At 72.9% G+C, this 24,882-nt stretch carries 17 protein-coding genes; 13 read left to right on the top strand and 4 right to left on the bottom strand.

The window, feature by feature from the left end:
* Nucleotides 1–97: 97 nt before the first annotated feature.
* Nucleotides 98–424, bottom strand: coding sequence for a WhiB family transcriptional regulator (locus AB0D66_RS13325; RefSeq protein WP_069921560.1), 327 nt, complete (start codon nucleotides 422–424; stop codon nucleotides 98–100).
* Nucleotides 425–813: 389 nt separating this feature from the next.
* Between AB0D66_RS13325 and AB0D66_RS13320 the strand changes: the two genes are divergently transcribed.
* From AB0D66_RS13320 to AB0D66_RS13305, 4 genes are all read left to right on the top strand, one after another.
* Nucleotides 814–1,425, top strand: coding sequence for a response regulator transcription factor (locus AB0D66_RS13320; RefSeq protein WP_003948568.1), 612 nt, complete (start codon nucleotides 814–816; stop codon nucleotides 1,423–1,425).
* A gap of 286 nt (nucleotides 1,426–1,711) precedes the next feature.
* Nucleotides 1,712–2,341 carry a sigma-70 family RNA polymerase sigma factor gene (locus AB0D66_RS13315; RefSeq protein WP_266574431.1) on the top strand — a complete coding sequence of 210 codons (630 nt, stop codon included), beginning with the start codon at nucleotides 1,712–1,714 and terminating at the stop codon, nucleotides 2,339–2,341.
* Nucleotides 2,342–2,476: 135 nt separating this feature from the next.
* Complete coding sequence (guaB, locus tag AB0D66_RS13310) at nucleotides 2,477–3,976, top strand: IMP dehydrogenase (protein ID WP_362301310.1); 1,500 nt, start codon at nucleotides 2,477–2,479, stop codon at nucleotides 3,974–3,976.
* A gap of 158 nt (nucleotides 3,977–4,134) precedes the next feature.
* Nucleotides 4,135–5,259 carry a GuaB3 family IMP dehydrogenase-related protein gene (locus AB0D66_RS13305; RefSeq protein ID WP_362301307.1) on the top strand — a complete coding sequence of 375 codons (1,125 nt, stop codon included), beginning with the start codon at nucleotides 4,135–4,137 and terminating at the stop codon, nucleotides 5,257–5,259.
* Nucleotides 5,260–5,335: 76 nt separating this feature from the next.
* Here AB0D66_RS13305 and AB0D66_RS13300 read toward each other — a convergent pair whose 3' ends face one another.
* A complete protein-coding gene (locus AB0D66_RS13300) occupies nucleotides 5,336–5,812 on the bottom strand; it encodes a hypothetical protein (protein WP_362301304.1) in 477 nt (158 codons plus the stop codon).
* A gap of 116 nt (nucleotides 5,813–5,928) precedes the next feature.
* The gene (locus AB0D66_RS13295; protein WP_362301301.1) at nucleotides 5,929–7,158 is read right to left on the bottom strand and encodes a nucleotide sugar dehydrogenase; all 1,230 of its coding nucleotides are present in this window, start codon (nucleotides 7,156–7,158) and stop codon (nucleotides 5,929–5,931) included.
* Between the two features lie 254 nt (nucleotides 7,159–7,412).
* Between AB0D66_RS13295 and AB0D66_RS13290 the strand changes: the two genes are divergently transcribed.
* The 6 genes from AB0D66_RS13290 to AB0D66_RS13265 all read left to right on the top strand — a co-directional run bounded on the left by AB0D66_RS13290 (nucleotide 7,413) and on the right by AB0D66_RS13265 (nucleotide 19,918).
* Entirely contained in the window at nucleotides 7,413–9,119 is a 1,707-nt protein-coding gene (locus AB0D66_RS13290; protein ID WP_362301298.1) for a glycerol-3-phosphate dehydrogenase/oxidase, read from the top strand.
* A gap of 176 nt (nucleotides 9,120–9,295) precedes the next feature.
* Nucleotides 9,296–11,758, top strand: coding sequence for a protein kinase (locus AB0D66_RS13285; protein WP_362301295.1), 2,463 nt, complete (start codon nucleotides 9,296–9,298; stop codon nucleotides 11,756–11,758).
* Between the two features lie 79 nt (nucleotides 11,759–11,837).
* The gene (locus tag AB0D66_RS13280; RefSeq protein ID WP_362301292.1) at nucleotides 11,838–14,612 is read left to right on the top strand and encodes a protein kinase; all 2,775 of its coding nucleotides are present in this window, start codon (nucleotides 11,838–11,840) and stop codon (nucleotides 14,610–14,612) included.
* Between the two features lie 125 nt (nucleotides 14,613–14,737).
* A complete protein-coding gene (locus tag AB0D66_RS13275; RefSeq protein ID WP_362301289.1) occupies nucleotides 14,738–16,387 on the top strand; it encodes a protein kinase in 1,650 nt (549 codons plus the stop codon).
* 93 nt (nucleotides 16,388–16,480) lie between these two features.
* Nucleotides 16,481–18,109 carry a succinic semialdehyde dehydrogenase gene (locus AB0D66_RS13270; RefSeq protein WP_362301286.1) on the top strand — a complete coding sequence of 543 codons (1,629 nt, stop codon included), beginning with the start codon at nucleotides 16,481–16,483 and terminating at the stop codon, nucleotides 18,107–18,109.
* Nucleotides 18,110–18,121: 12 nt separating this feature from the next.
* Nucleotides 18,122–19,918 (top strand): GMC family oxidoreductase, encoded by a 1,797-nt coding sequence (locus AB0D66_RS13265; RefSeq protein WP_362301283.1) that lies wholly within the window; start codon nucleotides 18,122–18,124, stop codon nucleotides 19,916–19,918.
* A 500-nt stretch (nucleotides 19,919–20,418) separates the two neighbouring features.
* On the opposite strand, the gene AB0D66_RS13260 is transcribed toward AB0D66_RS13265, so the two are convergent.
* On the bottom strand, nucleotides 20,419–20,682 hold the full coding sequence (locus AB0D66_RS13260) for a chorismate mutase (protein ID WP_362301280.1): 264 nt from the start codon (nucleotides 20,680–20,682) through the stop codon (nucleotides 20,419–20,421).
* A gap of 305 nt (nucleotides 20,683–20,987) precedes the next feature.
* On the opposite strand from AB0D66_RS13260, the gene guaA reads away from it, so the two are divergent.
* From guaA to AB0D66_RS13245, 3 genes are all read left to right on the top strand, one after another.
* A complete protein-coding gene (gene guaA, locus AB0D66_RS13255; RefSeq protein ID WP_362301277.1) occupies nucleotides 20,988–22,574 on the top strand; it encodes a glutamine-hydrolyzing GMP synthase in 1,587 nt (528 codons plus the stop codon).
* Between the two features lie 166 nt (nucleotides 22,575–22,740).
* Nucleotides 22,741–23,514 (top strand): class II aldolase/adducin family protein, encoded by a 774-nt coding sequence (locus AB0D66_RS13250; RefSeq protein ID WP_362301274.1) that lies wholly within the window; start codon nucleotides 22,741–22,743, stop codon nucleotides 23,512–23,514.
* A 102-nt stretch (nucleotides 23,515–23,616) separates the two neighbouring features.
* Nucleotides 23,617–24,873 (top strand): hypothetical protein, encoded by a 1,257-nt coding sequence (locus tag AB0D66_RS13245; protein WP_362301271.1) that lies wholly within the window; start codon nucleotides 23,617–23,619, stop codon nucleotides 24,871–24,873.
* Nucleotides 24,874–24,882 lie beyond the last annotated feature (9 nt).

The raw sequence follows: 24,882 nt of genomic DNA, 5'->3' as shown, positions 1-24,882 counted from the left end.
CGTTTCGCTCCGGACCGCGACACGCCCGGCGGTCGCGGCGGACCGAGGAACCCGCACGGATTCGCAGGAACGTTCCTTCGGGCGTTTGTTCTCCGGTTCAGTGGGGCGTGATCGGTCCGATCGCGCTGGACGCGGGGATCAGGCGATGGCGCGCGCGGCCCATCAGCTCCTCCCGCTCGTCCTCCGTCAGCCCTCCCCACACTCCGTAGGGCTCGCGGACGGCGAGCGCGTGCGCGGCACATTCCGCGCGGACCGGGCATCGCATGCAGACCTCTTTAGCCGAGGCCTCGCGCGCGCTCCTGGCCGCGCCCCGCTCGCCTTCCGGGTGGAAGAAGAGGGAGCTGTCGACCCCACGGCAGGCAGCCAGCAGCTGCCAGTCCCAGAGGTCGGCGTTCGGTCCGGGGAGGCGGGAGAAATCTGCCATTGGTAGTCCTCTTGGTGCCGGTACTGAGGCGGATACGGTCGATGTCTCCAAGGGTCTCCACACCTACTGTCGGAGTAGATGTAAATATGACTCATTGGGAATCTAGCCTCAGACATGTGCCAAACGGAAGGAAAGCCGCCAAATAGGGCATAGCTCCAGATGGAGGACAGTTGCCTTGTGGCGTCCGAGTCGTGTTCGCTTCCTCACGTAGAGTGCCGAAGGTGTCCGTCCGACCCGTAACTCTTTCGAGTGACCATCGTTGAGAGTGCGAAGGCGGTTGAACCAATAAGTTCTCGGACAGGTGTCCGGGGGCATCGACCGCACAGGTGACGATACGTACCAGCCTGGAGGCTCAAGGTGACGCGCATCAGCAGCTGCGGAGGGCGGTCATGACATCCGTCCTCGTCTGCGACGACTCCCCGCTTGCCCGAGAGGCGCTCCGTCGCGCGGTTGCCACCGTGCCCGGCGTCGAGCGTGTGACGACGGCTGCCAACGGCGAGGAAGTCCTCCGCCGCTGGGGTGCCGACCGCTCCGACCTGATTCTGATGGATGTCCGGATGCCCGGGCTCGGCGGTGTGGAGACGGTCCGCCGCCTGCTCTCGGCCGACCCGGGCGCCCGCATCATCATGCTGACGGTCGCCGAGGACCTGGACGGCGTGGCCCTCGCGGTCGCCGCCGGCGCCCGCGGGTACCTGCACAAGGACGCCTCGCGCGCCGAGCTGCGGGCCACGGTCACCCAGGCCCTCGCCGACCCGACCTGGCGACTGGCCCCGCGCCGGCTCCGCTCGGCCGAGATGGGCGCCGCGCCCACGCTCACCGCGCGCGAGATCCAGGTGCTGGAGGGCATGAGCCACGGCCGGTCCAACGCGGAGATCGGGCGCGAGCTCTTCCTCTCCGAGGACACGGTCAAGACGCACGCCCGCAGGCTGTTCAAGAAGCTCGGCGCCTCGGACCGCGCGCACGCGGTCGCGCTCGGCTTCCGCTGGGGCCTGGTCCGCTGACCCACGGGCCACGGCCCGGTCCCACGACCGTGAGCCCCGTCGTACCCGGTGCGCACCCGGGGATTGGCGGGGCACAATCCGGGGGACGTGTCGCTTCGTGCGCGATGCCGCATCCTTGAGGGTGTGCCGCATTCTTGGAAATGTGGGGTCCCCGTCCCGGGGATCATTCGGCGAGCGGGAGGGGAGGGTGCAGACCATGAGTTCCGGCGCACCCGCTCATAACGCTTCGATGCACGAAACCGGCCGTGGTGCCACGGAACCTCCGGCGTCAAGGCACCATGGATTGATGCGCGACGACGAGGCCCTGGGGTCACCCGCGGCCACAGGCCCGACCGGCGCCGCCAAGGGCGGCAGTGCCGGGGCCGTCAGCGCGCTCGTACGCCGGGCGGTGGAGGGCGACGAGCAGGCCACGCACGACCTGCTCGCCTTCGTTCACCCGCTCGCGATCCGCTACTGCCGCACCCGGCTCTCGCGGCTCCCGGGTGATGCCCGCCACTTCGTGGAGGACCTGGCGCAGGAGGTCTGCGTCGCCGTCCTGATGGCGCTGCCGCGCTACCGGGACACCGGGCGGCCCTTCGAGGCCTTCGTCTTCGCCATCGCCGCGCACAAGGTCGCCGACCTGCAACGGGCCGCCATGCGGCACCCGGGCAGCACGGCCGTGCCCTCCGACGAGATGCCGGAGCGGCCCGACGACTCGCTCGGCCCGGAGGAGCGGGCGCTGCTCAGCAGCGACGCGGCCTGGGCCAAGAAGCTCCTGGCCAATCTGCCGGAGAACCAGCGCGAGCTCCTCGTCCTGCGGGTGGCCGTCGGGCTGACCGCCGAGGAGACCGGGCAGATGCTCGGCATGTCGCCGGGAGCGGTGCGGGTCGCCCAGCACCGTGCCCTCAGTCGGCTGCGCGCGCTCGCCGAGCAGTAGGAACCGCGGTCGGCGTCCGGCCCTCCATCGTAGGAACCAACGAAACTTCCGATCGGTCTGGCTCGTGGAATGAGACGCTGCGGGATCCCGTTAGCATGGACATCCGCGCTGAGCAAGACCATTTGGGAAGGTGTCATGACTACCGACGGAGTGCCCGACAAATTCGCCACGCTCGGACTGACCTATGACGACGTGCTGCTGCTGCCGGGCGCGTCGGACATGGCCCCGGACGAGATCGACACCTCTTCCCTCATCTCGCGCAACGTCCGGGTGAACGTCCCCCTGCTGTCCGCCGCCATGGACAAGGTCACCGAGGCCCGCATGGCCATCGCGATGGCCCGCCAGGGCGGCGTCGGCGTACTGCACCGCAACCTCTCCATCGCCGACCAGGCGAACCAGGTCGACCTGGTCAAGCGCTCCGAGTCCGGCATGGTCACCGACCCGATCACGGTGCACCCGGACGCGACGCTGCGCGAGGCCGACGAGCTGTGCGCGAAGTTCCGCATCTCCGGCGTCCCGGTCACCGACCCGGCGGGCAAGCTGCTCGGCATCGTCACCAACCGCGACATGGCCTTCGAGTCGGACCGCAGCCGCCAGGTGCGCGAGGTCATGACCCCGATGCCGCTGGTCACGGGCAAGGTCGGCATCTCCGGCGTCGACGCCATGGAGCTGCTGCGCCGCCACAAGATCGAGAAGCTTCCGCTGGTCGACGAGGCGGGCATCCTCAAGGGCCTCATCACGGTCAAGGACTTCGTCAAGGCCGAGAAGTACCCGAACGCCGCCAAGGACAAGGACGGCCGGCTGCTGGTCGGCGCGGCCGTCGGCGTCGCCGGTGACGCGTACGACCGCGCCCAGGCGCTGATCGAGGCGGGCGCCGACTTCATCGTCGTCGACACCGCCCACGGCCACTCCCGGCTGGTCGGCGACATGGTCGCCAAGATCAAGTCGAACTCCTCCGTGGACGTCATCGGCGGCAACGTCGCCACCCGCGACGGCGCGCAGGCGCTGATCGACGCCGGCTGCGACGGCATCAAGGTCGGCGTCGGCCCCGGCTCCATCTGCACCACCCGCGTCGTCGCCGGCATCGGCGTCCCGCAGGTCACCGCGATCTACGAGGCCGCCCTCGCCGCCAAGGCCGCGGGCGTCCCGGTCATCGGCGACGGCGGCCTGCAGTACTCCGGCGACATCGCGAAGGCCCTGGTCGCGGGCGCCGACACGGTGATGCTCGGCTCGCTGCTCGCGGGCTGCGAGGAGTCCCCGGGCGAGCTGCTCTTCATCAACGGCAAGCAGTTCAAGTCCTACCGCGGCATGGGCTCGCTCGGCGCGATGCAGTCGCGCGGCGACCAGCGCTCCTTCTCCAAGGACCGCTACTTCCAGGAGGGCGTGGGCGGCGACGACAAGCTCATCCCCGAGGGCATCGAGGGCCAGGTGCCCTACCGCGGCCCGCTCTCCGCGGTCGTGCACCAGCTCGTCGGCGGCCTGCGCCAGTCGATGTTCTACGTCGGCGGCCGCACGGTTCCCGAGCTGCAGGACCGGGGCCGCTTCGTGCGGATCACCTCGGCGGGCCTCAAGGAGAGCCACCCGCACGACATCCAGATGACGGTCGAAGCACCGAACTACTCCCGCAAGGGCTGACCGGTGTGAGGTGAGGGGGCGGGCCCGTCAGGGGCCCGCCCCCTTCGCCGTTCTCCGGGCGGAGCGGGCATTCGGCGTCCGTACAGCGGTCACCGGAACGCGGGCCCCCGGCGTTCGGGGATACTGGACGGGCAGACCCAGAGGAAAGGCCACCACACGTGACTGAGATCGAGATCGGGCGCGGCAAGCGCGGCCGCAGGGCGTACGCGTTCGACGACATCGCCATCGTCCCGAGCCGGCGGACCCGGGACCCGAAGGAGGTCTCGATCGCCTGGCAGATCGACGCGTACCGCTTCGAGCTCCCCTTCCTGGCCGCCCCCATGGACTCGGTCGTCTCCCCGCAGACCGCGATCCGCATCGGCGAGCTCGGCGGCCTCGGCGTGCTGAACCTCGAAGGCCTGTGGACCCGGTACGAGGACCCGCAGCCGCTGCTCGACGAGATCACGGAGCTCGACGAGGACGCCGCCACGCGCCGTCTCCAGGAGATCTACTCCGCCCCGATCCAGGCGGACCTGATCCGCCGGCGCATCAAGGAGGTGCGCGACTCGGGCGTCGTCACCGCCGCCGCGCTCTCCCCGCAGCGCACCGCCGAGTTCTCCAAGGCCGTCGTGGACGCCGGCGTGGACATCTTCGTGATCCGCGGCACCACGGTGTCCGCGGAGCACGTCTCGGGCGCCGCCGAGCCGCTGAACCTCAAGCAGTTCATCTACGAGCTCGACGTCCCGGTCATCGTGGGCGGCTGCGCCACCTACACCGCGGCCCTGCACCTGATGCGCACCGGCGCCGCGGGTGTCCTGGTCGGCTTCGGCGGCGGCGCCGCGCACACCACGCGCAACGTACTCGGCATCCAGGTCCCGATGGCGACCGCCGTCGCGGACGTGGCCGCGGCCCGCCGCGACTACATGGACGAGTCCGGCGGCCGCTACGTGCACGTCATCGCCGACGGCGGCGTGGGCTGGTCGGGCGACATCCCGAAGGCCGTCGCCTGCGGCGCCGACGCCGTGATGATGGGTTCCCCGCTGGCCCGCGCGACGGACGCGCCGGGCAAGGGCAACCACTGGGGCATGGAGGCCGTCCACGAGGACGTGCCGCGCGGCAAGAAGGTCGACCTGGGCACGGTCGGCACCACGGAGGAGATCCTCACCGGCCCGTCGCACACCCCGGACGGCTCGATGAACATCTTCGGCGCGCTGCGCCGCTCGATGGCCACCACCGGCTACAGCGAGCTCAAGGAGTTCCAGCGGGTCGAGGTCACCGTCGCGGACTCGCAGCACAGCCGCTGACGGTTCCCGTACGTACGCCGGAGGGCCGGCACCCCGCTCGGGGTGCCGGCCCTCCGGCGTACGCGGTGGTGCGGGGTCAGTCGCTGACCTTCTTGGCCGAGCCGAAGGCGACGAAGCCGCCGATCGCGAGGAAGAGGAAGGACATCGCGTCCATGCTCTCCTTCCAGACGTCGTTCAGGCCGCCGACGCCCGCCTGGCTGAGGACCTCGCCCACGCCGACCTGGCCGTAGTCGGCCAGCACGAGCGCGATGAAGAAGAGCTGGCCGAGGTAGACGGCGCCGAGCGAGAGGACGGCGGCGACCACGGGCAGGACCGGGTTGCGTCCGCCGATCTTGCCGGCGGCGAGGCCGACGAGGAGGCCGACGCCGGCCGCGGCGTAGCCGATCTCCCGGTCGATGGCGTTCATGATGCCGCCGTAGGCGCCGGCCGCGACCAGGGCCGCCACGACGGCGGCGACGATGCCGAGACCGAGGTTGCCGGTGCGGGCCGGGGCCGGGGCGGCCGGGGCCTCGGTGAAGGAGTCGGGCGCCGGCGGCTGGAAGTTCTGGCTCATCGGGAAATCCCCCCCAGGGATTCGGGCATGCGAACGCCCGGAGGGCGTAAGTGCGAGATAAGTGACGCCGCAGGCTAGCAGGCCGCACCGACATCCGTGAGGGGGAATTTCCGGGGTCAGAGCCGGTGGGCGGCACCCACCGGGCTGGCCCCCCGGGTGTCCAGGAGCAACTGGGCCTTCACCGCGAGTCCTTGCAGGTCGTAGGTGCGGTGGTGCTGGAGGAGGATCGTCAGGTCCGCGTTCGCGGCGGCCTCGTACAGGGACTCTGCGCGCGGGACCGGCTGGTCCCTGACCCGCCAGCCCGTGATGAACGGGTCGTGGTAGCTGACGAGCGCCCCCAGGTCGAGCAGGCGGCTGGCGATCTCGCGCGCCGGGGAGCCCTCCTGGTCGGCGAGGTCGGGCTTGTAGGTGACGCCGAGGAGCAGGACCCGGGCGCCGCGCGCGGATTTGCCGTGCTCGTTCAGCAGGGTGGCGGACCGCTGGATGACGTACTGCGGCATCCGGTTGTTGATCTCCTGGGCCAGGCCGATCATGCGCAGCGGGTGGCCCGGGGTGCGGGTGGTGTGGGGGAGGTAGTTGGGGTCGAGGGGGACTCCGTGGCCGCCGACGCCGGGGCCGGGGCGGAACGCCTGGAAGCCGTACGGCTTGGTCTCGGCGCAGCGGATGACGTCCCACAGGTCGACGCCGAGGTCGTGGCAGAGCACGGCCATCTCGTTCATGAGGGCGATGTTGACGTGCCGGTAGTTGGTCTCCAGGAGCTGTACGGTCTCGGCCTCGCGCAGGCCGCGGGCCCGGACCACCTTCTCGGTGAGGCGGGCGTAGAACGCGTGTGCGGACTCCGTGCAGGCGGGGGTGAGGCCGCCGATCACCTTGGGGGTGTTGGAGATGCCGTGCGTGCGGTTGCCCGGGTCGAGGCGGCTGGGGGAGTAGGCCAGGTGGAAGTCCCGGCCGGCCCGCAGTCCGGAGCCCGCCTCGAGGATCGGGCGCAGGTAGTCCTCGGTGACGCCCGGGTGGACGGCGGACTCGAGGATCACGGTGGTGTGCGGGCGCAGCCGGGCGGCGAGCGCGTGGCCCGCCTCGCCGATGGCGGACAGGTCCAGTGCGCGGTCGGCGCCGAGCTGGGTGGGGGCGCAGATGACGGCCGTACGGACCCGGCCGAGCTCGGCGGGGTTCGTGGTGACCCGGAAGCCGGCCGCCGACATGCGGCGGATCTCGGCGGCGGTGAGGGTGGAGTCCGTGACCGGACCGCTGTCGTAGCCGACCGTCTCGATCCCGGCGGCCACGGCCGCCTGGGCGAGGGGGAGGCCGAGATGGCCGAGTCCGATGACGGCGAGGTCTGCGGGCATGGGGTGCCGTCCCTTCCCTGACATGAGGGGGATGCGCGCGCAAGCCCTGTGGACGTGGAAGGCCCCCGGGAGCTGGCGCAATGTCAGACTAGGCGTATATATGACAGATATGTCGCATTCTGGGGTGGTGGTCGCCGTTGTGTTGTCCACAGGCGGTGGCTGATGTGGGCGGGGGCGGTCAGAATCATGAAACGGGGATGTGAGCGGGATCACCCGCACGACGCGGGGAACACCCGCACCAACGGGAGGCAGCCGTGAGGACAGCGACACTGGGACCGGCGCAGCGCGCCGAGGCCCTCGCCAGGATGGCCGAGCGGGAGCTGGACGTACTGGTGGTGGGCGCGGGCGTGGTCGGCGCCGGCACCGCGCTCGACGCGGCGACCAGAGGGCTGTCCACCGGCCTGGTGGAGGCGCGCGACTGGGCGTCCGGCACCTCCAGCAGGTCGAGCAAGCTCATCCACGGCGGCCTGCGGTATCTGGAGATGCTCGACTTCGCCCTGGTGCGGGAGGCGCTGAAGGAGCGCGGCCTGCTCCTGGAGCGCCTCGCACCGCACCTGGTGAAGCCGGTGCCGTTCCTCTACCCCTTGCAGCACAAGGGCTGGGAGCGGTGGTACGCGGGCTCGGGCGTGGCGCTGTACGACGCGATGTCCGTCTCCAGCGGGCACGGCCGGGGCCTGCCGGTGCACCGGCACCTCTCGCGCACCCGGGCGCTGCGGGTGGCCCCGGCGCTGCGCAAGGACGCGCTGGTGGGCGCGCTGCAGTACTACGACGCCCAGATGGACGACGCGCGGTACGTGGCCACGCTGGTGCGGACGGCCTCGGCGTACGGGGCGCACTGCGCCAACCGGGCGAGGGTGATCGGATTCCTGCGCGAGGGCGAACGGGTGGTCGGCGCGCGGGTCCAGGACGTCGAGGGCGGCGGGGAGTACGAGATCCGCGCGAAGCAGGTCGTGAACGCGACCGGGGTGTGGACGGACGACACCCAGGCGCTGATCGGGGAGCGCGGGCAGTTCCACGTCCGGGCGTCGAAGGGCATCCACCTGGTCGTGCCGAAGGACCGGATCCATTCGAGCACCGGGCTGATCCTGCGGACCGAGAAGTCGGTGCTGTTCGTCATCCCGTGGGGGCGGCACTGGATCGTGGGGACCACGGACACCGACTGGGACCTGGACAAGGCGCACCCGGCGGCGTCGAGCGCGGATATCGACTACCTGCTGGAGCACGTGAACTCGGTGCTGGCCGTGCCGCTGACGCGGGACGACGTCCAGGGCGTGTACGCGGGCCTGCGGCCGCTGCTGGCGGGCGAGTCGGACGCGACGAGCAAGCTGTCGCGCGAGCACACGGTGGCGCATCCGGTGCCGGGGCTGGTGGTGGTGGCGGGCGGCAAGTACACGACGTACCGGGTCATGGCCAAGGACGCGGTCGACGAGGCGGTGCACGGGCTGGACATGCGGGTGGCGGAGTGCGTGACGGAGGACGTGCCGCTGGTGGGCGCGGAGGGGTACCGGGCGCTGTGGAACGGGCGGGCGCGGACGGCGGCCCGGACGGGGCTTCACGTGGTGCGGGTGGAGCACCTGTTGAACCGGTACGGCTCGCTCACGGAGGAGCTGCTGGACCTGATCGCGGCCGATCCGGGGCTGGGCGAGCCGGTGACCGGGGCGGACGACTACCTGCGGGCGGAGATCGTGTACGCCGCCTCGCACGAAGGGGCGCGCCATCTGGACGACGTGCTGACGCGGCGGACGCGGATCTCGATCGAGACCTTCGACCGGGGGACGAGGTCGGCGCGGGAGTGCGCGGAGTTGATGGCCCCCGTGCTGGGCTGGGACAAGCAGCAGATCGAGAAAGAAGTGGAGCACTACGAGAAGCGGGTCCAGGCGGAGCGGGAATCGCAGCGCCAGCCGGACGACCAGACGGCGGACGCCGCGCGGCTGGGGGCGCCCGACATCGTTCCGTTGTAACTCCGGGATGCGGAAGGGGGAACCGCGGACCCGGGGCGCCCGTCCGTTGCGGAGTGAGGAACAATGAAGGTTCTGCCGGGGCGGGTTACGCGGACCCCGGCCGCCGGGTCGCTCGGCCGCCGGTTTGGTCGGTCGCCGGGGCAGGCGGAGCAGCGGCACGATCGCAGAGGGGACGCATGTCGAAGCCGGAGCACGGGGCGCCTGCGGCGAAGCCCGAAGAGGTGGGGGCTGCGGCTCCGGCTGCGTCGGCCGAGGCCGCGCCCGCCGAGGGCGCGAAGCCCGCGGCTGCGAAGCCGGGGTTGACGAAGGCGGAGCCCGCGGGCGGGAAGGCCGGGTCCGAGGGCGCGGAGCCCGCGGTCGAGGCGCAGCCTGAGGACGCTAAGCCCGCGGTCGAGGCGGAGCCTGAGGACGCGAAGCCTGCGGTCAAGGCCGCGCCTGAGGACGCGAAGCCTGCTGCCAAGGGCGGGCCCGAGGGTGCGAAGCCTGCTGCCAAGGGCGGGCCTGAGGACGCGAAGCCTGCGGCCAAGGCCGCGCCCGAGGACGCCAAGCCTGTGGCTCGGGTCGAGTCTGACGGTGTGAAGCCGGTGGCCAAGGCCGAGCCGGCGAAGGCCGTCAATCCCGTGGTGGAGAAGGCCGATGCCGTGGCCGCCGAGGTCAAGGCCCGGGCCGAGGCCGCCAAGTCGGCCGGCGACGGCCAGGACAAGGGGCGGCTGCTGGCCGGCCGCTACCGCCTGGGGGCCGTGCTCGGCAAGGGCGGCATGGGTACCGTCTGGCGGGCCCAGGACGAGACCCTGGGCCGGACGGTCGCCGTCAAGGAGCTCCGCTTCGGCAGCGGCGTCGACGAGGACGAGAAGCGACGCCTCATCACCCGTACGCTCCGCGAGGCCAAGGCCATCGCCCGGATCCGCAGCGGCGGCGCCGTCACCGTCTACGACGTCGTCGACGAGGACGCCCGGCCGTGGATCGTCATGGAGCTCATCGAGGGCCCCTCGCTCGCCGAGTTCATACGGGAGAACGGCGCCCTCACCCCCCGCCGCGCCGCCGAGGTCGGCCTCGCGGTGCTCGACGTGCTGCGCGCCGCCCACGGGCAGGGCATCCTGCACCGGGACGTCAAGCCGTCCAACGTGCTCATCGCCGCCAACGGCCGCGTCGTCCTCACCGACTTCGGCATCGCGCAGGTCGAGGGCGACCCCTCCGTCACCTCCACCGGCATGCTCGTCGGCGCCCCCTCCTACATCTCGCCCGAGCGCGCCCGCGGCCACAAGCCCGGCCCGCCCGCCGACATGTGGTCGCTCGGCGGCCTGCTGTACGCCGCCGTCGAGGGCGTGCCCCCGTACGACAAGGGCTCCGCCCTCGCCACCCTGACCGCCGTCATGACCGAGCCGGTGGAGCCTCCCAAGAACGCCGGGCCGCTGACCGAGGTCATCTACGGTCTGCTCGCCAAGGACCCGGCCCAGCGTCTGGACGACGTCCGGGCACGGGCGATGCTGGGCGCCGTCATCAACGCGCCCGAGCCCGAGCCGGTCCCGGTGCCGGCCCCGCCCGCCGAGCAGACCCGCCAGATCTCGCTCGCGGACGCCAAGGAGGCCGCCGAGAAGGCCGCCGCGGAGAAGGCGGCGGAGAAGGCCGCCGAGAAGGCGGCGAAGAAGGAACGCGAGCGCAAGGAGCGCGAGCAGCGCGAACGCGCCCGCGCCGCACTGAAGTCCGCCCGCAAGGCGGCGGCGGCAGCGGCGGCCACGATGGCCGCCACGGCCGCGGAGCCGCCGGCGGGCAAGCCCGCGTCCCCACCCACCGCCAAGGTCTCCCCGGTGGCGGCCCCGCTCACCGACGTCATGCCGCGCCGCACCATCGCGCTCGCGATAGCCGCCGTGGTGGTCGTGCTCGCGGTGGTCGGCTCGCTCATCGCCTACGCCGTGGGCGGCGACGACGCCGACGGCCGCAAGGACGAGGGCAAGGACGGCAAGGGCAACCCCTCCGCGTCCGCGAGCCAGTCGCCGGGCGGAGCCGGCCAGAGCCCCCAGCCCTCGGGCAAGCCCGGTGAGACCGGCGGCGGGACGGACAACGGCAACGCCACCCCCGGCGGCCAGGGCCAGCAGAGCCCGGGCACCGGCCAGAACCAGGGCCAGGGTCAGGGGCAGGGCCAAGGGCAGGGCGCACAGCCCGGCGGCGGGGGCAGTGCGATACCCGCGGGCTACGTGATGGTGACGGAGCCCGGGTTCCACTTCTCGATGGCGATGCCCCAGGGCTTCCACCAGACGGCGACAGCGGGAGAGGACTCCGGCGGGATATACAGCCGCGACGGCGGCTTCCCCCGGATCCAGGTCGACTACACCTCCACCCCGGGCGACGACGCCCGGCTGGCCTGGGCCCAGCTGGCCCCCGCCGTGGCGGGCAGCAGCAAGGGGTACCGCCAGATCGGGATCAACCCGACGAGCTACCGGAACTATCCCACCGTCGCCGACTGGGAGTTCGAGAGGGAGCAGAGCGGCATCCGGGTCCGCGTGCTCAACCGAGGCTTCAAGATGGATGCCACGCACGGCTACGCCATCATGATCAGCTGCGCCGCGGACCAGTGGGACGGCCCCGAGTGCACGCAGATGCGCAACACCGCCTTCGAGACCTTCCAGCCGCTCGGCTGACCTCGGGACGCGGGCGGCCCCGGAGACGTATCGTGTCAGCGGGGCCGCGGGGGTGCCCCCAGCACTCGGGGGAGGCGATGTGGAGGACTACGCGGGCCGGATCCTGGCCCACCGCTACCGTCTGCCGCTGCCGCCGACGGACGAGTACGAGTTGGTCGAGACCCGCGCCTTCGACACCCGCAGCGGGCAGGAAGTGCTGGTCCGGCAGGTGCCGTTGCCGGAGGTCGTGGACGCCGAGCTGTTGGACGGGCACGGGTCCGTGCCGGTGTCCGGGCAGCGGGCTCCCGGCGATCTGCCGGCCGTCCGGCGCGCGATCGAGGCGGCGCAGGCCGCTGCGGCCGTCCCCGACCACCCCCGGCTGGACCAGGTCTTCGACGTGTTCGCCGAGGGCGGGTCGCTGTGGATAGTGAGCGAACTGGTCCCGGCCAGGCCGCTGGCGGCGCTGATCGCCGATGAGCCGCTGACCCCCTACCGGGCGGCCGAGGTGGCCTCGGACGTACTGACCGCGCTGCGGGTGCTGCACGCCCACGGCTGGACCCACCGCAACATCACCGTGCGGACGGTACTGGTCTGCGACGACGGGCGGGTCGTGCTGACCGGCCTCGCGGCCGGCGCGGCGGAGGAGGCCCTGTGCGGCTACGACCCCGTCCCGGGCGGTGACGCCTCAGGCGGGGGCGCGGGATGGGGTGACGCCCCGGCTCCGCGTGGCGCCTCCGGCGGGGGCGCGGGATGGGGTGACGCCCCGGCTCCGCGTGGCGCCTCCGGCGGGGGCACGGGATGGGGTGACGCCCCGGCTCCGCGTGGCGCCTCCGGCGGGGGCACGGGATGGGGTGACGCCCCGACTCCGCCCGCGGCGGGCCGGCAGCCCGGCCCGGGTCCCGCCGGAACGGGCCCCCTCGCATCGGGTCCCGCCAGCCCGGGTCCCCTCGCATCGGGTGCCGCTGGACCTGGCCCCGCTGGACCGGGTTCCGCTGGACCTGGCCCCGCTGGACCGGGTTCCGCTGGACCGGGTCCCGCCGGACCGGGTCCCGCCGGGCCGGGTTCCGCCGGTCCGGGGGCGGAGCCCTACGGCGGCGGGTACGCGCCTCTGGTGGCACCGGGCTACGACACCGGGCCCCGGTACACCGACCACATCACCCCCGGGCGCCCCGAGGACCGGCCCGAACTCAAGGCCGCGGCGCGGGCCGGGGCCATCGCCGCGTACCGGGCGGGGGCGCGGGCGGCCGCCGCCAAGGTCGGCGAGCAGCGCCAGGGCGACCCCGTCGTCGTCCCGGAGCCGAGGCCGCAGGGCTCGACCCTGCCGCAGGGGTACTCGTACCCGTACGGCGGCCCGGAGGCCGGCAGCGCCGCGCCCTGGCACGGCGCGACCCCCCGCCGCCCGGCCCTCGCGCCCGCCGAGCCGGAGCCCGGCCGGGACCAGGAGCAGGCCCCGGAGACACCGCAGGACCCGGAGGCACCGCAGGCACGGCGGGCACCGCAGGATCCGGAGGCACCGCACACGGGCCAGGCTCCGCAGACAGGGTCGGTGCCGCAGCTCCCGCCGGCACCGCAGCCCCCCGCGCTGCCCGCCCAGCTCGCGCTGCCCCAGGGCTACCGCCAGGCCGATACCCCGGAACGCGCCCCGTCGCCCGCGTCCGCCCAGCCGGTCCCGCAGGCGGCCGCCGGCTGGTCGGGCCCGCGCAGCGGCCTCGACGCCGAGCGGGCGCGCCAGACGCGGATGGCGGTCGTCGGCGCCGTCACCGAGCGGTGGTCCCCCGAGCAGGCCCGGCCCGTCACCGGGCCCTGGCAGCTGGCGGCCCCCGTCGGCCCCGCCACCGACCTCTGGGCGCTCGGCGCGCTGCTGTACCGGGCCGTCCAGGGGCACGCCCCCTACCCCGAGGATTCCGTCGCCGAGCTCGTCGAGATGGTCTGCGCCGAGCCCCCGGCCTTCGCCGAGGAGTGCGGAGCGCTCCGGCCGGTCGTCGAGTCGCTGCTGCGTCAGGACCCGACCGAGCGCCCGGACTTCGAGGAGCTGCGCGGCTGGCTGCGCTCGCTCGTACGGTCCGCCCCCGAGCCCGACGCGGGCTTCGCCATGCTCCCGATGCCCGATCCGGACCCCGCGCGGCTGCCCGTCGTACGCCGCCGCGGCGACCTCCACGGGCGGCACCGCAATCCCTCGGCCCCCCGCAAGCCCCGCGCCCTGGGCCGGACCCTGCTCCTCGGCATCCTGGTCCTGCTCGCCGGGGCCGTGGCGTACGCGATGCTGTTCATGCCGCGCTCCGCCGGCCCGGACGGCCCGGGCGGCGCAGCGCAGACCCCGCCCGGGCAGAGCCCCTCCCAGGTCCCCACCGGGACCCCCGAGTCCAAGCCCGCGCCCCAGACGACGACACCGCCCCCGGTGGCGGCGACCCCCGCCGCGCCCGCCCCGGCCGGCTACACCACCCAGCAGGACCCGGAGCACTTCGAGATCGTGGTCCCCGACGGCTGGGAGCGCCGCGGCATCAACGAGGCCGGCCAGGTCCGGTACACCAGCGGGCAGTTCACCCTCACCGTGGTCCCCGGCCGGGACAAGGTCGAGGGCAACCCGGACCCGGCGGCCTACCAGAAGGACAAGGAGCCGGAGCTGACGCCCTACCGCACCTCCACCTGGTCCACCGTCGGCGACGTCAAGACCACCAAGGTCGGCCAGCAACTGCGTGCCACGGGCCGCTACACGTGGATCGACGGCACCGGGCGCAACGTCTTCGCCCGCAATTTCGTCGTCGCGCTCGGCGGTAGCTACCACGTGGTCATGGTCACCGGCCCGGAGGACGAGCAGGGGAAGGTCACCGAGGTCTTCGAGAAGGCCGCGACGAGTTACAAATCGGGCGGATGAACGGTGCCTGACGGGCGGTCAGTACGGCGATTGCGTCACAGTGCGGGCTTTCCGCGGCCGTGCGGTTCCGACACCGGCCGTGGGCTCCGTAATCTGGCCTGAAGTGCGGAGAGCGGCGGGGTTTTGTGGAACAGCAGACAGGTGGGGGCGCCGTGCTGGCGGGCCGGTACCGGCTCATCGAGCCGATCGGCCGCGGCGGCATGGGCAAGGTGTGGCGCGCGCATGACGAGCTGCTGCACAGGACCGTCGCCGTCAAGGAACTGACGGCCGGTCTGTACGTCGCCCAGGCCGACCGGGACGTCATGCACGCCCGGACGCAGAAGGAGGCCCGGGCCGCGGCCCGGATCCAGCACCCGGCGGTCGTCACCGTCCACGACGTGCTGGAGCACGACGACCGGCCGTGGATCGTCATGGAGTACATCGACGGCCCCTCCCTCGCGGACGCGGCCAAGGCGGCCGGGCGCATCGAGCCCCGCGAGGCCGCCCGGATCGGGCTGCACGTGCTGGGCGCACTGCGCGCGGCGCACGCGGTCGGCGTACTGCACCGCGACGTGAAGCCGGGCAACGTCCTGCTGGCCAAGGACGGCCGGGTGCTGCTCACGGACTTCGGGATCGCGGCGATCGAGGGGGACTCCTCCATCACGCGCACCGGCGAGATCGTCGGCTCCATCGACTACCTGGCCCCCGAGCGGGTCACCGGCGGGACCCCGGGCACGGCCTCCGACCTGTGGTCGCTGGGCGCCACCCTGTACACGGCGGTGGAGGCCCGTTCGCCCTTCCGCCGCACCTCGCCCATCTCCAGCCTCCAGGCCGTGGTGAACGACGAGCCGCCGGCCCTGAAGCAGTCCGGCGCGCTGGCGCCGGTCATCACGGCTCTGCTGCAGAAGGATCCGGCGGAGCGGCCGACGGCCGAGGAGGCCGAGCGGATGCTGCTGGAGGCGATGGAGGGCCGGGAGCCGAAGGCGGCGCAGGCGTACGTGCCCACCCGTTCGGTGACCTCGGCGGAGCTCGCACCGGCGCAGCAGGAGCCCCAGGAGGAGCCGCCGGCTCCGGCCGGGGACGTCGCCCAGACGGCCGCGCTGCCGGAGCCCTCCGCGCCCACGCTCGCCTCCGCCCCCGCCGCGGACGGGCCGGGCGGCTGGGTCAAGCGCGCCGCGGCCGTGGCCCTGGTGGCGGCGCTGATCGGCGGCGGCGGGGTGTTCGGGGTGCTCAAGTACACGGGCGACAGCGGTTCGGGCGGCTCGGACAAGAACGCGAGCGCCCCCGACGAGGCCGGTGCGGGCGGGGACGCGAAGTCGCAGAAGTCCCAGGGCGCGCCGCCGGCCGGCTGGTCCAGGGTGACCGACCCGGAGGGGTTCACCCTCTTCGTGCCCGACGGCTGGCGGCGGGAGTCGAACGGGACCCAGATCGACTACACGCCGGACAACGGCAACCACTTCATCCGGATCGCCGTCGACCCGACCCCGGACTACGAGAACCCGTACGCGCACCTGCTCGACCTGGAGAAGCAGGTGCGCAAGCGGGCGGAGTACAAGCGGCTGCGGCTGGAGCAGAACAGCTTCCGGGACACCACCCGGGGCGCCCTGTGGGACTTCACCTGGACCGAGAAGGGGACGCTCGCCGGGCCCCGGCGGGCCAAGGAGCAGATGTACGTCGCCCCGGACGGCACCGAGTACGCGGTGTACATGTCGAGCCCCGCCGGCGAGTGGGACACGACGCGGCAGCAGTTCGACATCGTGCTCAGCGGCTGGGAGCCGCCCGCCCCGAAGTCCTGATCCCGTCATCCTGCCAGCGATCGCTGGCGGAAATGGCAAAATCCGGTTACCCACGGGTACCCAAAGCCTGCCGGGCGCAATACGCTCACCGCCATGACGGACTCGCAGGCCCCGGCCCCCCTCCGCACCGCACCGGCACCCACCAACCCGGTCGCCCCGGCCCCGGCCGGCGCCCGCACCGCCGCCGACGTGGTGACCCCCGATCTGGTCGTCCGCCTCACCCGCGGGGTGATCGGCTCCGGCCGCACCGCCAACCACACCCCCTTCACGGGGGAGCGGCTGGCGGAACTGCCCGAGGCCACCGCCGAGGACGTGGCCGAGGCCTTCGCGCGGGCCCGCGCCGCCCAGCCCGCCTGGGCCGCCGTCCCCGTACGCAAGCGGGCGGCGGTCCTGCTGCGCTTCCACGACCTGGTGCTCGCCCGGCAGGCCGAGGTCCTCGACCTCATCCAGCTGGAGACCGGCAAGGCCCGCCTGCACGCCCACGAAGAGGTCCAGGCGGTCGCCGTCGCCGCCCGCCACTACGGCCGCAAGGCCCCCGCCTACCTGCGCCCCAAGGGCCATACGGGCGCCATGCCCACCCTCACCAAGGTCACCGAACTGCGCCAGCCGCGCGGGGTCGTCGGCCAGATCGCCCCGTGGAACTACCCGCTCGAACTCTCCGTCGGCGACGCGCTGCCCGCCTTCGTCGCGGGCAACGCGCTCGTCATGAAGCCGGACACCGAGACCGCGCTGACCGCGCTGTGGGCCCGCGAGCTGCTGATCGAGGCCGGCCTGCCCGCCGAGGTCTTCCAGATCGTGCTCGGCGAAGGCCCGGTCGTGGGCCCCGAAGTGGTCCGGCACGCCGACTACGTCTCCTTCACCGGCTCCACCCGCACCGGCCGCGAGGTCGCCCAGGGCGCGGCCGCCCGCCTCGTCGGCGTCTCCCTCGAGCTCGGCGGCAAGAACGCCATGCTGGTCCTGCACGACGCCGACGTCGAGAAGGCCGCCGCGGGTGCCGTCCGCGCCTGCTTCTCCTCCGCCGGACAGCTGTGCATCTCCATCGAGCGGCTCTACGTCCACGCCTCGGTCGCCGACGAGTTCGTGGCCCGCTTCGCCGCCCGCACCAAGGCCATGCGCCTGGGCAGTTCGCTCGCCTACGGCGCCGACATGGGCTCCCTGGTCGGCGAGCGCCAGCTGGAGACCGTACAGCGGCACGTGGACGAGGCCGTCGCCAAGGGGGCGACGCTCGTCGCGGGCGGCACCGCCCGCCCCGACATCGGCCCGCTGTTCTACGAGCCCACCATCCTCGACGGCGTCGAGGCACCCATGGCGGTGTGCGGCGAGGAGACCTTCGGCCCGGTCGTCTCCATCTACCGCTTCACCGACGAGGACCTGGCCATCGCCGAGGCCAACGGCACCGCCTACGGCCTCAACTCCAGCGTCTGGACCAAGGACGCCCGCCGCGGCCACGCCGTCGCCGCCCGCCTGCGGACCGGCACCGTCAACATCAACGAGGGCTACGCCCCCGCCTACGGCAGCGCCCAGGCGCCCATGGGCGGGATGAAGGACTCCGGCCTCGGGCGCCGCCACGGCTCCGAGGGCATCCTCAAGTACACCGAGGCCCAGACCGTCGCCCACCAGCGGCTGCTCCCGATGGCGCCCTCGCTGGGCATGGACGACGAGAAGTACGCGGCGTTCATGACCCGCAGCCTCCAGGTCATGAAGGCCCTCCGACTCCGCTAAAGGGGCAGCACCGTGTCTGAGCCGTACGACTACGACGTCATCGTCATCGGATCCGGCTTCGGGGGGTCGGTCGCCGCCCTGCGCCTGACCGAGAAGGGCTACCGGGTCGGCGTCCTGGAGGCCGGACGCCGCTTCACCCGCGACAGCCTGCCGAAGAACAGCTGGGACCTGCGGAACTACCTGTGGGCCCCGGCCCTCGGGCTCTACGGGATCCAGCGCATCCACCTGCTCGGCAATGTGATGGTGCTCGCCGGCGCGGGCGTGGGCGGCGGCTCCCTCAACTACGCCAACACCCTCTACGTGCCCCCCGCCGCCTTCTTCGAGGACCGGCAGTGGGCGGGGATCACCGACTGGCGCGAGGAGCTCGCCCCGTACTACGACCAGGCCAAGCGGATGCTCGGGGTGCGCCTCAACCCGACGATGACCCCCTCCGACGTCCACCTCAAGGCGGCCGCCGAGAAGATGGGCGTGGCCGACTCCTTCCACATGGCCCCGGTCGGGGTCTTCTTCGGCGACGGGGCCGACGCGGAGGGGCACGCGCGGGTCCGGCCCGGGGACGAGGTCGCCGACCCGTACTTCGGCGGCGCCGGCCCCGCCCGCAAGGCCTGCACCGAATGCGGCGAGTGCATGACCGGCTGCCGGCACGGCGCGAAGAACACCCTGGGCGAGAACTACCTGCACCTCGCCGAGCGCGCCGGAGCCGTCATCCACCCCATGACCACGGTCACCGCGCTCTCCGAGCACCCCGAGGGCGGCCACCGGGTCCGTACGGTCCCCACCGACGCCCGCCGCAGGGGCAAGGCGAAGGTGCTGCGCGCCCGGTACGTGGTCGTCGCGGCGGGCACGTACGGCACCCAGACCCTGCTGCACACGATGAAGGACAGCGGCGAGCTGCCCGGGATCTCGGACCGGCTCGGCGATCTGACCCGGACCAACTCCGAAGGCCTCGTCGGCGCGCAGACCGACGACCGCCGCTACCGCAAACGCCACGGCGACGGCTCCGGCACGGCGCAGCGGGCCGACTTCACCCGGGGCGTGGCGATCACCTCCTCGGTGCACCCCAACGCCGACACCCACATCGAGCCCGTCCGCTACGGCAAGGGCTCCAACGCCATGGGGTTCATGACCGTCCTCCAGGTCCCGTACAGCAGGCACCGGGTGCGCGCCTGGTTCGCCCGGACCGCGAGGCACCCGCTGCAGCTGGCCCGCTCGCTCTCCAACCGGCGCTGGTCGGAGCGGACCATCATCGGCCTGGTCATGCAGTCGCTGGACAACTCGCTGACCACCTACCGCAAGCCCGGCGGCATCGGGAAGGGCCTGCTCACCGCCCGGCAGGGGCACGGGGCCCCCAACCCGGTGCAGATCGCCGAGGCCACGCATGCGGCGACCCTGCTGGCCGAGGAGATCAACGGCTTCGCCGGCAGCAACATCGGCGAGCTGATGGGCACCCCGCTGACCGCGCACTTCCTCGGCGGCTGTCCGATCGGCGCCTCGGCGCAGGAGGGCGTGGTGGACCCGTACCACCGGCTCTACGGGCACCCGGGGATCTCGGTGGTGGACGGCTCGGCGGTGTCCGCGAACCTCGGCGTCAACCCGTCGCTGACGATCACGGCGCAGGCCGAGCGGGCGATGTCGTACTGGCCGAACAAGGGGGAGCGGGACCCGCGGCCGGAGCAGGGCGCGGGCTACGTACGGCTCGCGGCGGTGGAACCGGCACGTCCGGCGGTTCCGAAGGAGGCGTTCGGCGCTCTGCGGCTGCCGTTCCTGGCGGTCCCCGAGGTCCCGCCGAAGGTCGTGGACCAGGTCTGACGACCGGGTCGGTACCGCGCTCCCCCTCCGAGCGCGGTACCCACCGCGGTACATGAGTGACAGGCGGTCGCCACGGATGGTTGTACCGGAATCCGGTTGGCCGGGCTGTGGCGTCGATCACACAGCGAAGTGTGCATGTGTGACGGGAGGGGTTCGGGGGAACCGGAGTGGTCCTCGACGGCGGGCGAGCGGAGGGGCTCCGCGCCCGCGAACGGCCCGGGGGCCCGCACGCCGGACAGCCCAGGGGCCCGCACGCCGAACGGCCGGCCCGGGGCGTCCCCCGGGCCGGCCGTCCTTTACGGGGTGACCGGGCTGCTGTCCCCTGCCGTCCGGTCACGCGGGGGAGCGAGGTCCCACGACGCACGCCCCACGGGGAGTGCGTCTCATCGCTCCGGCGGAGCCACGCGTGGTGGTGCGGTCCCGCGCCTGGCTGGCGCGGACAACCTCACCAACGAAGGGCACCCGGGCCGGTCACGCTCCGGACGGGTGACGAACAGCCGTCACACCCGGCCCCGGCACAGCTCCAGCAGCGTCATGGCGAGGGCGGTCCCGGGCTTGCCCAGGGCATCGCTCCAGTGCGAGAGCACCTCCATCTCCCGGGACAGGTGCACCCGGCGCCCGCCGGAGGAGATCCGCGCCTCCTGGATGACCGTCGAGACGGCCATGCGCTCCTGGATCAGTCCGATGATCCGGTCGTCGAGGGCGTCGATGCGCTCGCGGGAGTCGGCGATGAGCTGCTCGGGGGTGGTGGTGATCGTGGTCATGGTCTCGTCTCCTGTCGGATGGAGTCCGCCGTCCGCCAGTTCCCCGAACGCCAGAGCGCCCCGGTCCTGTCGGACCGGGGCGCTCTGGGAAGTTCAGCGGCTCAGGCGAGCATCACGAAGACCCATGGCGACCGGACCGGCCGGTGCCATAGGTAAAGAGGAAGCTCAGCTGCTTGCGCATGGGACGGATTATGTCCTTGCGTCCCCCTCCGGGCCAAGCCGGTTCGGATGGTGAGACGAAGAGGGGTGCGGGTCCCCCGTTAGAATCGACAAAACAGCCACCTCTTCCGCCGGAAGGCCGCCCCGTGCCAGAAGCACCCTCCGCCGCCCACGACAGCGCCCCGGACACGGTTCTCGTCGTCGACTTCGGCGCCCAGTACGCCCAGCTCATCGCCCGCCGCGTCCGCGAGGCCCGGGTCTACAGCGAGATCGTGCCGAGCTCGATGCCCGTCGACGAGATGCTGGCCAAGAACCCCAAGGCGATCATCCTCTCCGGCGGTCCGTCCTCCGTGTACGAGGAGGGCGCCCCGCAGCTCGACCGCTCGCTGTTCGAGGCCGGGGTCCCCGTCTTCGGCATGTGCTACGGCTTCCAGCTGATGGCGACCACCCTCGGCGGCCAGGTCGACAACACCGGCGCCCGCGAGTACGGCCGCACCCCGCTGGCCGTCTCCAAGGCCGGGTCCACCCTCTTCGAGGGCACCCCCGAGCAGCAGTCGGTGTGGATGTCCCACGGCGACGCCTGCTCCGGCGCCCCCGAGGGCTTCACCGTCACCGCGTCGACCGACGTGGTCCCGGTCGCGGCCTTCGAGAACGACGAGAAGAAGCTGTACGGCGTGCAGTACCACCCCGAGGTGATGCACTCCACGCACGGCCAGCAGGTCCTCGAGCACTTCCTCTACCGGGGCGCGGGCCTGTCCCCGTCCTGGACCACCGGCAACATCGTCGAGGAGCAGGTCGCGGCCATCCGCGAGCAGGTCGGCGACAAGCGCGCCATCTGCGGCCTCTCCGGCGGCGTGGACTCGGCCGTGGCGGCCGCCCTCGTGCAGAAGGCGATCGGCTCGCAGCTGACCTGTGTGTACGTCGACCACGGTCTGATGCGCAAGGGCGAGACCGAGCAGGTCGAGAAGGACTTCGTCGCCGCCACCGGCGTGCAGCTGAAGGTCGTCGACGCGCAGGAGCGCTTCCTGAACGCGCTGGCCGGCGTCTCCGACCCGGAGGCCAAGCGCAAGATCATCGGTCGCGAGTTCATCCGCGTCTTCGAGCAGGCCCAGCTGGAGATCCTCCAGGAGGACGGCCCGGCGGTGGCCTTCCTGGTGCAGGGCACCCTGTACCCGGACGTCGTCGAGTCCGGCGGCGGCACCGGCACCGCGAACATCAAGTCCCACCACAACGTGGGCGGGCTCCCCGACGACATCGAGTTCGAGCTCGTCGAGCCGCTGCGCCAGCTGTTCAAGGACGAGGTCCGGATGGTCGGCCAGGAGCTGGGCCTCCCGGACGAGATCGTCCACCGCCAGCCCTTCCCCGGCCCCGGCCTCGGCATCCGCATCGTCGGCGAGGTCACCAAGGACCGTCTGGACCTGCTGCGCGAGGCCGACGCCATCGCCCGCCAGGAGCTCACCGCGGCCGGCCTCGACCGCGAGATCTGGCAGTGCCCGGTCGTGCTGCTCGCGGACGTCCGCAGCGTCGGCGTCCAGGGCGACGGCCGCACCTACGGCCACCCGATCGTCCTGCGCCCCGTCTCCTCCGAGGACGCGATGACCGCGGATTGGACGCGCATGCCCTACGAGGTGCTCGCGCGGATCTCCACCCGCATCACCAACGAGGTCCCGGACGTGAACCGCGTGGTCCTGGACTGCACGAGCAAGCCCCCGGGCACCATCGAGTGGGAGTAGTCCCCACCCGGACCCGAGACGAAGCCGCCGCTCCCTCCCGAGCGGCGGCTTCGCCGTCTCTCCGGCCGGATTCCCTCCGGGGCCCTTCCGCCGGGCGCTCTTCTCTGGCCACTTCGCGCGGGCGGCGGTACCTTGCGCCGCGACCCGAGCCGTCGGAGGAGGCCCCATGCCGGATCAGCCCGTACCCGTCCCCGTGGAACGGCTCGGCTTCGAGATGCCGCCCGTGTACCCCGACCCGGCCGACGAGCGGGCGCACCGCAAGGAGCGGCTCGCCGGGGCGCTGCGCCTGCTCGGCGGGCTCGGCTACGAGGACGGGGTGTCCGGCCACGTCAGCGCACGGGACCCGGAGTTCGAGGACTGCTACTGGGTCAACCCCTTCGGGCGCGCCTTCGCCGGGCTGACCGCCGCCGACCTCCTGCTGGTGGACGGGGACGGCCGGGTCCTGGAGGGGGAGCGCCGGGTCAACGAGCTGGCCTTCGCCGTGCACGCCGCCGTGCACCGGGAGCGCCCCGAGGTGGTGGCCGTGGTGCGCACGCAGGCCCCGTACGGCCGCGCCCTCGCGGCGCTCGGCGAGCTGCTGGCCCCCGTCTCCCAGGAGGCCTGCGCCTTCTACGAGGACCACGCGCTGCTGGACGAGTTCGCGGGAGCCGAGGACGCGAGCCGGATCGGGCGCGCGCTGGGCCCGTACAAGGCGCTGATCCTGCGCAACCGGGGGCTGCTGACGGTGGGGGGCTCGGTGGACGCCGCGGTCTGGTGGTTCCTCGCGGCGGAGCGGGCCGCGCAGGTGCAGCTGATCGCGCGGGCGGCCGGGAAACCGGTGCTCATCGACCACCACAGCGCGATCGCCACGCGGGAGCGGTTCGGGTCCGATCTGGCCGCCTGGGTGAACTACCAGCCCCTGCGCCAAAACGGTGACACGCCGGTGGCGTCAACATCATGAACCGTTAATCACCTGCTCTGACATCGTGCGCAATCCGGAACACTGCCGCAGTGGTGCACAATTCGCTGGCATTGCACCGTAGTTCAGAGAGGCGGCACGCACGTGGCTGTCCAAGAGATGTCCCGGGGTACGCACACCGCGGCCTGCGCATGCGACGACTGCGCACGGGAAGGGCACCGCCGCGCCGTGGCCGCCTTCCTCGAGAAGCGCGACGAGTTCGCCGCCGGACAGGGGCTGCCCGCCGCTGTGGCCCACTCCCTGGGAGCGTCCCGGCAGTGGGTCTCCGACGAGCTGACCCTGTCGGCGCGCACCGTCGCCGACCGGGGCCGGGAGGCCGGCAACTCCTGGCTGTACCTGTTCTCGCGGCGGGCCGTGCTCGGCGTGTGGATCGCCGCCGGGGTACTGCTCCTGGTCCAGGTCGCCGCCGCGCTCGGTACCGGCTGGTCCACGGCCCGTACCGCCGGGCTGCTGGCGGCCCTGGTCCTCGCCGGGCTGCTCACCGTCGCGGCCCGCGCCCAGTCGGTGCGCGGCGGGCTGCTGGCCCCGCTGGTCGGCGAGGACAACCGGCTGTCCACCTCCAAGTCGGTGCCGAGCGCCTGGGTGGTGCTGACGGCCTTCGCCGCGCTGCTGCCCGCGCTGCGGCTGGCGGCCTCGGGGCCGGGCCCGGAGCGGCAGGCCCTGTACGCGGGGTTCGCCCTGGACCGGGCGCTGCCCCTGCTGGCGGTGGTCGCGCTGACCTCGGTGGTGGCCGTGGTGGTGCGCCGGGTGGTCGCCGTACGGATCATGGGCCAGCGGTTGCAGAAGCTGCCGGCCGACCGGCCGCGCGGGGTGGACCTGCTGACGGACGACGCGGGGCGCGGCAGCTTCCCGGACGCGCAGTACGTACTCGTCTCCACGGTGGTCCTGGCCTACGCGGCGGTGTCCCTGGCCCGCTTCCCCGACCGGCTGCCGCAGCTGCCCTGGGCCCTGGCCCTGCTGGTGGCCCTGTCGGCCGCGGTCTACCTGGCGGCCAAGTACGCGGAGGGCACCCGCCCGCTGGTGCTCTCGGTGGTGCGCAGACGGGAGCCCGGGGACCTGGACGCGGCCGTCCGGCCCGGGGACGACATCGAGATCCGGGGGGTGGGCTTCGTGCCGCCCGGGGCGCAGACTCCCGAGATGCTGGCCCGGCTGGTGGTGCGGATCGGGGCGGTGCACGTGCACGTGCCGCTGGTTCCGGTGCCGGGCGGGTTCACCAACCCCTCCGACACGGTGCTGACGGTGCCGGTGCCGGCCGAGGTGGAGCCGGGGCGCGTCGACATCCAGGTGGTGACGGCCGCCGGGGTGGAATCCAACCGATGCATCATCGACGTGGCCGAGTGATCGGGGTAC

This window comes from Streptomyces sp. NPDC048270 (assembly GCF_040652335.1).
Lineage (GTDB): Bacteria > Actinomycetota > Actinomycetes > Streptomycetales > Streptomycetaceae > Streptomyces.
Note: the sequence above shows the minus strand (reverse complement) of the source record. Positions and strands in the feature narration are given on the sequence as shown.